General features: G+C 51.3%; 8 protein-coding genes. 7 read left to right on the top strand and 1 reads right to left on the bottom strand.

The features are described from left to right. The first annotated feature begins 206 nt into the window (after positions 1-206). From ACYVJM_RS07210 to ACYVJM_RS07200, 3 genes are all read left to right on the top strand, one after another. On the top strand, positions 207-1532 hold the full coding sequence (locus ACYVJM_RS07210; protein WP_461147512.1) for a sugar porter family MFS transporter: 1326 nt from the start codon (positions 207-209) through the stop codon (positions 1530-1532). An 11-nt stretch (positions 1533-1543) separates the two neighbouring features. Further along, positions 1544-2437, top strand: a complete 894-nt coding sequence (locus tag ACYVJM_RS07205) for a carbohydrate kinase family protein (RefSeq protein ID WP_461147511.1) — start codon at positions 1544-1546, stop codon at positions 2435-2437. Between the two features lie 293 nt (positions 2438-2730). Next, on the top strand, positions 2731-4251 hold the full coding sequence (locus ACYVJM_RS07200; RefSeq protein ID WP_461147510.1) for a glycoside hydrolase family 32 protein: 1521 nt from the start codon (positions 2731-2733) through the stop codon (positions 4249-4251). 126 nt (positions 4252-4377) lie between these two features. Here ACYVJM_RS07200 and ACYVJM_RS07195 read toward each other — a convergent pair whose 3' ends face one another. After that, the gene (locus ACYVJM_RS07195) at positions 4378-4692 is read right to left on the bottom strand and encodes a hypothetical protein (RefSeq protein WP_461147509.1); all 315 of its coding nucleotides are present in this window, start codon (positions 4690-4692) and stop codon (positions 4378-4380) included. Positions 4693-4993: 301 nt separating this feature from the next. Here ACYVJM_RS07195 and ACYVJM_RS07190 point away from each other — a divergent pair, with 301 nt between their 5' ends. The 4 genes from ACYVJM_RS07190 (at position 4994) to ACYVJM_RS07175 (ending at position 11522) form a co-directional block, all read left to right on the top strand. Then, positions 4994-6031: an aldo/keto reductase gene (locus ACYVJM_RS07190; protein WP_461147508.1), complete on the top strand. Its 1038-nt coding sequence runs from the start codon at positions 4994-4996 to the stop codon at positions 6029-6031. A gap of 73 nt (positions 6032-6104) precedes the next feature. Further along, positions 6105-6461, top strand: coding sequence for a VOC family protein (locus ACYVJM_RS07185; RefSeq protein WP_461147507.1), 357 nt, complete (start codon positions 6105-6107; stop codon positions 6459-6461). Between the two features lie 107 nt (positions 6462-6568). Continuing rightward, positions 6569-6955, top strand: a complete 387-nt coding sequence (locus tag ACYVJM_RS07180) for a hypothetical protein (RefSeq protein WP_461147506.1) — start codon at positions 6569-6571, stop codon at positions 6953-6955. A gap of 178 nt (positions 6956-7133) precedes the next feature. Next, positions 7134-11522 carry a CusA/CzcA family heavy metal efflux RND transporter gene (locus ACYVJM_RS07175; protein WP_461147505.1) on the top strand — a complete coding sequence of 1463 codons (4389 nt, stop codon included), beginning with the start codon at positions 7134-7136 and terminating at the stop codon, positions 11520-11522. Positions 11523-11542: the final 20 nt, after the last annotated feature.

Genomic DNA, 11542 nt, shown 5'->3' with positions numbered 1-11542 from the left:
CCAAAAGTGAATGAATCAAAATCATAAGTCAGTGTATCAAAAATGACATTGATGGTTGGGCTCTGTCGTGTAAATTGCTGGTTATCAATTAATATTTGTTTGGTTGTTTATTTGTAAGTATTTGAACAATTATCGAAAGCCCGCTCTCGGGCATTGTCTTAAATTTGATATGAAGCCGTTCCTAAATCGCCCGCTTCGTATTCGGTATGAGTCAAAGACAACGCATTTTTTTCTGGTCGATCACAGCCGCGCTGGGCGGTTTCCTCTTCGGTTTCGATACGGCCGTTATTTCGGGTGTCGAACAGTCGCTGCAAACGTTATGGCATCTGAACGTATGGGAACATGGGTTAACGGTTTCCATTGCGCTGATCGGCACCGTTGTTGGCTCTATGCTGGGGGGGATCCCAACGCAGCAGCTAGGCCGTAAAAAAACGCTGTTCTGGATCGCCGTTCTATATTTATTAGCCTCCATTGGTACGGCCCTGGCTCCCACCTGGCCTATTTTTCTCGTTTTCCGGTTTCTGGGTGGTCTGGGCGTTGGCGCTTCGTCGGTGGCGGCACCCATGTACATTACCGAAATTTCGCCCGCCAAGTCGCGCGGTAAGCTAGTGGGCATGTTCCAGTTCAATGTGGTGTTAGGCATTCTCATCGCTTACCTCTCTAACTTTCTCCTGCAGGGCCTTGGCAATGATTCGTGGCGCTGGATGCTGGGCGTACAGGCGCTGCCTTCGCTTATCTTCCTGATTGCCGTGCTCAACATTCCGGAGAGCCCCCGCTGGTTGTTACTCGCCAAAGGCCGGGTGGACGAAGCCCGCGAGGTACTGAACATGATTGACCCGGAAACAGCCGACGAGACTTTACTGGACCTACAGGATAATGCCGAGCATCAGAATAAGAATGCCCGCTTGTTCTCCGGTCAATACAACACACCCGTTATGCTGGCCGTATTGTTTGCTGTTTTCAATCAGGTGTCGGGCATCAACGCCATCATTTACTACGCCCCCCGGATTTTTGAGATGACGGGCCTGGGTAAGAGTTCGGCTCTGTTGTCATCGGCGGGGATTGGTCTGGTGAACCTGATTTTTACCATGATTTCCATGAACCTCATCGACCGCTTTGGCCGACGCACATTAATGAAGATCGGATCGGTGGGACTAATCGTTACGCTGGCTTTGGTAGCGCGCGCTTTTTACGTTCAAGATTTCAGTGGCATGACAGTACCGTTGCTGCTGTTTGGCTATATCGCTTTTTTTGGCTTTTCGCAGGGGGCCGTCATCTGGGTATTTATTTCAGAGATCTTCCCCAACGAAGTCCGTTCGGGTGGTCAGGCACTGGGCAGTTTTACCCATTGGTTCATGGCTGCTCTTATTACTTTCTCTTTTCCGTATCTGGCTGAACATTTTGGCGGAGGAAACACTTTTCTGTTCTTCACCATCATGATGGTGTTGCAACTCCTGTTCGTAGTGCGGCTCATGCCTGAAACCAAAGGTACCAGTCTTGAAAAAATCGAAAAAACATTCGTTGTCCATTAATCTTACTCATCATGAATCCAACAATAACCTGTTTCGGCGAAATTCTTTGGGATGTATTACCTACCAGTAAGCAACCCGGCGGAGCGCCCATGAATGTGGCCGCTGACCTGCGAAATTTTGGTGTTAACTCCCAACTGATCAGTCGGGTTGGAAGCGATGAGCTAGGCAGCGAACTTCTTGATTTTTTGCGGCAGAAAGGGCTTCCGCTCGATCTGGTTCAGGTTGGCCAGACGCACCTGACGGGAGTAGCCAAAGCCAATGTTTCGGACTTGAACGAGGTAACCTATAAGATTGTCCAGCCGGTGGCCTGGGATTATATTCAACTGGAGCCCAATCTGGTTGACGCGGTGCGAAAAAGTGATTTGTTCGTTTATGGAAGTTTGGCTGCCCGCAGTCCGCAAACGTACCAAACCTTGCTGGCCTTACTGGAAGTAGCTCCCCGGAAAGCGTTCGATGTTAATCTGCGGGCTCCTCACTTTACCCGCGACATTGTCGAGGAACTACTTGCCAAAGCAGACATCGTTAAACTCAACGAGCACGAGCTGGTCGAACTGTCGAGCTGGTACGGTGAAGAGAATGACCTGCATCGAGCCATGTATCAGCTCCGGAGTCAGTTCAGGCTCGAAAAACTCATCGTAACCCTGGGCGAGCACGGGGCCGTCTTGCTGGATAGGGCCGGGCTGCATAGTCAGGTTGGGTTCCCGGTCGAAGTGGCCGACACCATTGGCAGCGGAGATGCTTTTCTAGCCGCTTTCCTGTACAAAACATTGCAGGGCGAAACGCCCCGGAAAACCCTTGAGTTTGCCTGCGCTACCGGGGCCTATGTGGCTGGCCAGCGCGGAGCGACGCCTTCGTTTACGGAGGAAACCATTGTAAATCAATACCTGATTTCGACTACCGTTTGACTGGCTATCTGCCGTAGCGTGCCCGCTCTGGCCCGTCGTTTCAGAAACCGCCTGTTTCTGTAGCGGTTCTGTCCAGCAGACGGGGGCGCCCGCTCGGTGGTGATCCGTTGGACAGAAAGCACGATTTGAATCAGTGCAAGGGCTGAGCAGAATTTGCAAATAAAGTATATGGAGAGGCCAATCCGTTGAGCCTTTTTTTAGGTTGGTAGTGCAGTTTATTGAGGGGGGCGGCTCTTAGCCGAGTAGACTCCCCTCTGTATCTTTCTTACCTTCACTCAATTCATCTATTCCCGATGTACAAAACACTACTGAACGCTGCTGTACTGATTTTACTAGCCTGTTATTCTTTTGGGCAGGTAACCAAGTCCGAACCATACCGCCCTCAATACCATTTTTCGCCCAGAGCCCACTGGATGAACGATCCTAACGGGATGGTTTATCTGAAGGGTACGTATCACCTGTTTTTTCAGTACTACCCCGATGGCACCACCTGGGGACCTATGCACTGGGGGCATGCCACCAGCAAAGACATGGTACGCTGGCAGGAGCAACCCATTGCCCTTTACCCCGATAGCCTGGGCTGGATTTTCTCGGGTAGTGCAGTTGTCGATGTCAACAACACCAGCGGTTTCGGCAAGAATGGGCAAGTGCCTTTGGTCGCGATCTTCACGCACCATAATTCGAAAATGGAGAAGCAGAAATCAAATAAGTTTCAGTACCAAAGTCTGGCCTATAGCCTCGATGAAGGCAAAACCTGGACCAAGTATGCCGGAAACCCGGTGCTGCCTAACCCCGGAATTATTGATTTTCGTGACCCTAAAGTTCGTTGGAATGATCAGCATAAGAAATGGATCATGACACTGGCCACCAAAGACCGGATTACCTTCTACTCATCGCCCAATCTTAAAAACTGGACAAAAGAAAGTGAGTTCGGCAGTGATCTGGGAGCGCACGGAGGTGTTTGGGAGTGCCCGGACTTATTTCCGTTAACCCATAATGGCAAAGAAGCCTGGGTGTTGCTGGTAAGTATCAATCCCGGCGGCCCTAACGGTGGTTCGGCCACTCAATATTTTGTGGGTGATTTCAACGGGAAAACCTTCACGCCCTATACAAAAACCACCAAATGGATGGACTACGGCACCGATAACTACGCCGGAGTGACGTTCGCCAATACCGGCGAGCGAACCATCCTGATGGGCTGGATGAGCAACTGGCAGTATGCTAACGTCGTGCCCACCGATCCATGGCGCAGCGCCAACACCGTTCCCCGAACACTGGGGTTGGAAGAAGTGAATAAAGAGTTGTTCCTGACCTCAACGCCCATCAACGAACTGAACACGCTCAAAGGGCAAACGACGTCGCTGAAAAGCCTGCCTATAAAAGGGGAGTATGATCTGACAGCCAAAACGAAGAACGAGACGGGCCAGTTTAAGCTTGAATTGACTACCCAAAACACCACTGATTTTTCCATTGTGCTAGCCAATGAACAGGGCAATGAATTGGTAGTCGGGTACGATAAAACGGCTAACACGTATTACATCGACCGTAGCCGTTCGGGTAAAGTTGATTTTGAGAAAGGGTTTGGCAAGCGCCATACAGCCCCGCGTTTATCTTTGGATAGCAAAATTTCGCTGAGTCTTCTGGTGGATGTAGCCTCCGTCGAGCTGTTTGCCGATAAGGGGCTTACCGTCATGACCGATATATTTTTCCCGGATACGCCCATGAATAAACTGTCGATCAAGTCGGCTACCGGAATCTCGATATCCAGTCTGACCTACACGAAGATGGCATCTGCCGGTTTGAAAGGTCTATAGATAAAACCAAAACCTATGGTAATTAATATGTGCTGACACCCCTGTTTTCAGTCGATAAAGACAGGCTGAATGGATCAAAAAAATGGTATCGAGGGGTTTCTCGATACCATTTTTGGTTTAGTGAAACTAAGCCATCAACCTGGACTGTGTATCCGTTCTGATGTGGTAGGTTATCGTTTGGTTAGCCCGCCGTAGTGCCTGGGCTATTTGGATAATCTGGTCGGCGAGTTTACCCTGCTCCTCTATCTGAGCCCGGTTGTAATCCTGTTGGCGCTGCGGCTCCCAATAGAAGAGCTCTGTCTTTGCATCGTAAATGCCAATGGGTGCGTGTCCTTCCAGCGAGAATAGATGCTCAAGCACGGAGATTGCTTCTGAATTTGTTCGACAACAGATGTGGTAGTGCTGCTTTCTGAGCAGATAAACTACAGAATACCGATTCATACGTTTTATAGTTAAGTTACGGAGGGTACTATTAATGCCAGAAATTTATTGCCTACTAGTGGGTAAGTAAACGTAAATCAATCTGGTTGAAAATTAAACAAATATATGTTTTTGAATTAATGTAAACATAAAATTTATATTAAAATTTATTGGTAAACTTATAGGTAAGTGTATGTTCTCTGTTAATTCTATAGTTTTAGTTGATATTTTGGTCGATGTCAATAAATATGTCTGCATACTTTACTTGATGGCAAACTTCTGAATGTGGTTTGTGTTCAAGGAAAAAGTAGATACGTAAAACATGGATTATCGGCAATTAGGCGCATCTGGATTACATGTTCCGGTGCTCAGTTTTGGCACCGCTACCTTCGGGGGTGGCAACGATTTCTTCAAAGCCTGGGGCAGCACCCAAACCGACGAAGCATCCCGTCTGGTTAATCTTTGTCTGGATGCCGGGGTCAACCTGTTCGATACCGCTGATGTCTATTCGGACGGGCTATCGGAGGAGATTCTGGGAAAAGCCCTGCAGGGAATGCGGGATAAAGTCCTGATTTCGACCAAGGCTACGTTTACGTTTGGCGAAGGACCAAACAACCAGGGGTCGTCGCGTTTTCACCTGATAAGACAGTGTGAAAGCAGTCTTAAACGATTGAAAACCGATTACATCGATATCTATCACATGCACGGTTTTGACGGCGTAACGCCGGTTGAGGAGACCCTGCGAACCCTCGACGATCTGGTACAAAGCGGTAAAGTGCGTTACATTGCCTGCTCCAACTTTTCGGGCTGGCATTTGATGAAATCGCTGGCTGTTTCCGAAAAATACGGCTGGAATCGGTACGTCGGACATCAGGTGTATTACTCGCTGGTGAACCGGGAGTACGAGTGGGAGCTAATGCCGCTGGGTATCGACCAGAAAGTCGGCGGCATCATCTGGAGTCCGTTGGCAGCCGGCCGACTAGGTGGCAAATACCGCCGAAATCAGCCCATTCCGCCCGATAGTCGCGTGGCGCAGGGAGGAAGCCCCGTTCCCGCCTTTGCCATTGCCGATGAGGTTTTCTACACCATTATCGATGTGCTGGACCAACTGGCCGAAGAAACCGGTAAAACCGTGGCCCAGATTTCCCTCAACTGGCTCTTGCAGCGCCCAACGGTGTCGACCCTCGTCGTAGGCGCACGGAATGAAGAACAGCTGAAACAGAATCTCGGGGCCGTTGGCTGGAACCTCACCACAGAGCAGATAAAACGACTGGATGCTGCGAGCGATGTACCAACAATTTACCCCTATTGGCATCAACGGCAGAACTTGACGCTGAATCCCCTGCCAAAGTTTTACTAAGAATTGTGTTTTTTTGTAGCCGGAGCAATTTTCGGCTACAAAAAAACACAATTCACCTGCCACCCTTCTCCCCATGATACAATTCAAACGCCTGGATCATGTTCTACTCTGCATTCCGGAAGGAGCAACGGCCAGCGCCCGGGAGTTTTATAGTACGGTTTTAGGGCTTACTGAAATACCTGGCAACCATCCGTCCGGAGCTATCTGGTTTCAAATTGCCGATATTCAGTTACACCTTCGGGAAGAGGCTGGCGGCAGCTACTCCAAACGGCACCCGGCCTTTGAGGTCGCTAATCTGGACGAATCCCGGGAGGCCCTGGCCGCTCAGGGTATTGAAATTGAATATTCATCCGAGATTGACGGTCGCCAGCGGTTTTTCTTCCGGGACCCGTTCGCTAATCGGATTGAACTGCTGCAATTTTTAGCGTAGTTACGGTACCACGCTAACCCATTGGACTGGTTCTAAATTAGGAGGCTTCTTTTAACTTTAGTAACTTTCGTATTTACTTGCCGTTAATAGATTGACGCAGGAGTCTTATGAAATCAATTGTTGCGCTACTTTTGGCCGGTCTGATGTTAGGGAGCAGTTTGCTGCCTGGCTTTAGTATTGACCAGTCGGCCAAGTGGGTCGAGTTGATGCAGCATTACAAGCAGCACCGGGAAGCGGATGCCCAACTGGGTTTCCTGGACTTTCTGGGCATGCACTACGGCGCTAATTCAGAACACCAGAAACACCCCAATCATAGCCATCATAACCTGCCCACGGCAGGTCATACCGTACCGGTATTTTCGTCCAACGCAGTTGCCGTTCATTTCTCCGCGGCTGTAGGGGCTATCCTGTCTACTAAAGCTGACTTCTTCAGTAAGGCCGATTTATATTCCTTCCTGGCCGTCTTTTCGCTAATAAACCCGCCCCGAGCGTAGGTTCGCGTAGCTATAAGCCTCTTTGTGCCCTTTCGGGACTTACCTGGCCTGTCAGGATCTCTCCAGTATACTCTCTTTTGTTCGTATCTGACGCCAGTTGGCGTTGGCGGCTAGTATGTAGCCCATCTGTATCTGTCCGGCAGACAGGTACGCTTCCCGTTGTTTCTGCCGCTCTCTCATGCTAAACGCAATCATCCAATTTTCCATCCGCAACAAGCTGATCATCGGCCTGTTCACCCTTGCCTTAGTGCTCTGGGGCGGCTGGTCGGCTACTCAATTGCCAATTGATGCCGTTCCCGATATCACCAACAACCAGGTGCAGGTCATTACCAGTAGCCCATCGCTGGCGGCCGAAGACATCGAGCGATTAGTGACGTTTCCCGTTGAAGTAAGCCTGTCGAATATTCCGGATCTGGTCGAGATTCGTTCGTTTTCGCGGTTTGGGCTTTCGATCGTCACTGTTGTGTTTACCGATGCAACCGATGTATACTGGGCCAGACAACAAATTGCCGAGCGACTTCAGAATGTGGTTGGCCAGATTCCGCCGGGTATTGGTACGCCCGTCATGGCACCCGTAACGACGGGCCTGGGCGAAATTTTCCAGTATACCGTTGTACCCAAGAAAGGGTACGAGTCGAAATACTCACTAACCGATCTACGGACCATTCAGGACTGGACCATCCGGCGTAGTCTACTGGGAACTCCCGGTGTGGCCGATGTGAGTGGATTCGGGGGGCTGTTGAAACAGTATGAAATTGCCGTTGATCCCGACCGGCTTCGGAGTATGGGCATCACCATCACCGAAATTTTTACGGCCCTTGAGCAGAACAACCAGAATACCGGGGGCGCTTACATCGACAAAAAGCCCAATGCGTTCTTCATTCGCTCGGATGGCCTGATCAATTCGACGGATGATATTGCTGATATTGTCATTCACCTGAATGACCAGGGGTTACCCGTACGGGTGCGGGATGTGGCGCAGGTAAACATGGGCTCGGCTGTGCGGTATGGCGCCTTAACCCGCAATGGAGTGGGTGAATCTGTGGGAGCGATTGTGATGATGATCAAAGGAGAGAACTCATCAGCGGTCATCAAACGGGTAAAAATGAAGATGGCCGAGATCCAGAAAACACTTCCGGAGGGTGTTCAGATTGTGCCGTTTCTGGACCGTACAAAAATGGTGAACAGCGCCATTGGTACGGTTGAACGGAACCTGTTGGAAGGAGCCGCCATCGTCATTTTTGTACTGGTGTTGCTGCTGGGTAATTTCCGGGCAGGCTTTGTGGTGGCTTCCGTTATTCCGCTGGCCCTGCTGTTTGCTATTGCCATGATGAACCTGTTTGGAGTGTCGGGTAACCTAATGAGTCTGGGCGCCATTGACTTCGGCCTAATTGTGGATGGGGCCGTCATTATCGTTGAAGCTACTCTGCACCACATCATGCTGCGTAACCGGGACAAAACGCTTACCCAGAGCGAAATGGATGAAGAGGTGTTTCTGTCGGCGGCCCGGATTCGTTCATCGGCGGCTTTTGGCGAAATCATTATCCTGATCGTTTACCTGCCCATTCTGGCCCTGTCGGGCATTGAGGGAAAGATGTTCCGGCCCATGGCCCTAACCGTGGCCTTCGCTATTTTGGGCGCGTTTATTCTGTCGATTACCTACGTTCCCATGATTTCGGCGCTGATGCTGAGCAAGAAAATCGTGCATAAAGAGACGCTGTCGGATCGACTTATGAAGCGGATCTACCGGGTCTATGAACCGTTGCTTTTGTGGGCGCTGAAACACCGGCTGCTTATTTTAACCGGTGCCGTCTCACTGCTTATTTTAACCGTATTCCTGTTTGGTCGGATGGGGGGGGAGTTCATCCCGCAGCTGGATGAGGGCGATTTTGCCGTCGATACCCGAACGTTGACGGGTAGTTCACTTTCCGAAACGGTCGATGCGACCCTGAAAGCCGAACGGATTCTGCTCAAACAGTTTCCGGAAGTAGAGCAGGTCGTGGCCAAGATTGGGTCCGGCGAAATCCCGACAGATCCCATGGCCATTGAAGCTGCCGACCAGATGGTGATTCTAAAGCCAAAGGACGAATGGACATCGGCCACGACCCGTGATGAACTCGCCACGAAAATGTCCGAAGCACTATCCGTTATTCCCGGTGTAACCTTTGGCTTTCAGCAGCCGGTGCAGATGCGATTCAATGAGCTGATGACCGGTGCCCGGCAGGATGTAGCGCTTAAAATCTACGGAGATGACCTGACTCAGCTCGCCAAACTAGCCGATCAGGTAGGCCGGGTTGTGCGTACCATCGACGGGGCTCAGGATTTGTACGTAGAACAGGTTGGCGGGCTCTCCCAGATACTTATCAAGCTAAACCGAGCGCAGATCGCCAAATTTGGCCTGAACGTGTCGGATGTAAACCGGGTCATCAATACCGCCTTTGCCGGTCAGTCGGCGGGTTTGGTGTTTGAAGGGGAGAAACGGTTCGATCTGGTTGTTCGACTGGCTGCCGAGAAGCGGCAGAGTATCGAGGATATTCAAAATATGTACATTTCCGTCCCTACGGGGGGGCAGATTCCACTCGGTCAAGTGGCTTCGGTCACGATGGAGCAGGCCCCCAACCAGATCCAGCGCGATAACACCCACCGGCGTATTACGCTGGGTTTCAACGTGCGGGGGCGCGATGTAGAAAGTATTGTGGCCGAATTACAGCAGAAAATCGGGCAGCAGATCAAGTTTCCACCCGGCTATTACATAACCTACGGCGGGCAGTTTCAGAATCTGGTTGAGGCCAAGAAACGACTGTCTATCGCCGTTCCCATCGCCCTGGGACTGATATTCGCCCTGCTCTTCTTCACATTCAATTCCGTTCGGCAAAGCTTGCTGATCTTTATGGCGATTCCAATGGCAGCCATCGGTGGCGTTTTTGCGTTGCTGCTGCGCGATATGCCGTTCAGTATTTCGGCCGGGGTAGGTTTCATTGCCCTGTTTGGGGTATCGGTGCTGAACGGTATCGTATTGATTGCGGAGTTTAACCGACTCCGGCACGAAGAGGGGTTGACGGACATGATCGAAATTATACGGCAGGGCGCCGAAGTCCGGTTGCGCCCCGTCATTATGACTGCTCTGGTGGCCTCGTTCGGGTTTATTCCGATGGCCATTTCGAATTCGGCCGGGGCGGAGGTGCAGAAACCGCTGGCCACGGTTGTTATCGGGGGCCTGCTCACCGCAACACTGCTAACATTAATTGTATTACCTATTCTTTATTCGCTAATGGAAAAGAAAGCGGTCGAAAAAGAAGCGAATGCTGCCCGAAAGTCAGCTACGGTGGCCACTGTAGTCCTGCTGGCACTCCTGGCAATGGGCCGCAATACACAGGCGCAGGGCACGCAGATGCAGGTTGTCACGCTGGAACAGGCGCTTCAACGAGCCGGTAACCGCAATGCACAGGTGCAGATTGCCGGACTGGGTGTTAGCCAGCAACAGGCCCTCCGCCGAACGGCTTATGATGCCGGGCGGCTGTCGGCAACGGCGATGCTGGGTCAGTACAACAGCCGCCGGTTCGACAACAACCTGACCATCACGCAAAACATACCCAATCCAGCACTCATGCGCCGACTGGCTGCGCTGAACGACGAGACCGTTGCCAGCCGGGAAGTTGGCGTGCTGGTAACCCGCAATGATGTTCAGTATCAGGTGAAATCGACCTATTATGACCTGGTGTATTTGCAACAGAAAAGCCGGCTGTTCCGGCAGCAGGATACGCTGCTGTCGGAATTTGTTCAGGCCGCTAACCTTCGGTTCAAGACGGGCGAGACGGGGAGTCTGGAAAAAGCAACCGCCGAAAGTCAACTGGCCGACCAGCGTGTACGGCTGGCCCGCAATGAAGCCAATCGGGTAGGGGTGCGGACGCGTCTGCAAACGCTGCTCTACAGCCCGGCGCCCGTGGATGCCCCCGATCAGGCATTGACCAAACTTACCCTGCTCATTCCAACGGACACGGCCAGTCTGAACCGCAATCCGCTGCTGCGGCAGTTGAATCAGCAGGTTCGCGTGGCCCAGCAAACCCGGCTGGTGGAGCAGGCCCGGCTAAAGCCCGATTTTTTGGTGGGGCTGTTTTCGCAAACACTAACTGGTAATCAGCTGATTAATGGGCAGGAGTTGTATTTCGGACCGGGTTATCGGTTTAACGGCGGGCAGCTTGGTATCTCGGTGCCGTTGCTGGGTCAAGCGCAGAAAGCCCGCATCAATGCCGCCCGCATTGGTGAGCAAGTGGCACAGACGGAGTTGCAGCAGCAACAGTTTGCCTTGAGCCAGCAACTGACGCAGGCTGTTCAGCAGTTTGAGCAGTACCGGGATGCTCTTACGTACTATGAACAGAATGGTCTGGCGCAGGCAACGCTCATTCAGACCAATGCCCGACGGGCTTTTAGCAGTGGCGACATTGGCTATGTTGAATTTTCGCTGGCCCTGCAGCAGGCATTAACCATCCGTTCCAGTTACGTCGATCTACTCAACGACTACAATCAATCGGTTCTCTATATCAATTATATACTGGGCAACCCATAACCCCACCGCATTTCTCAAGA

The sequence above is a fragment of the Spirosoma pulveris genome (genome assembly GCF_054781875.1).
This window is presented reverse-complemented; position numbering and strand designations above follow the sequence as displayed.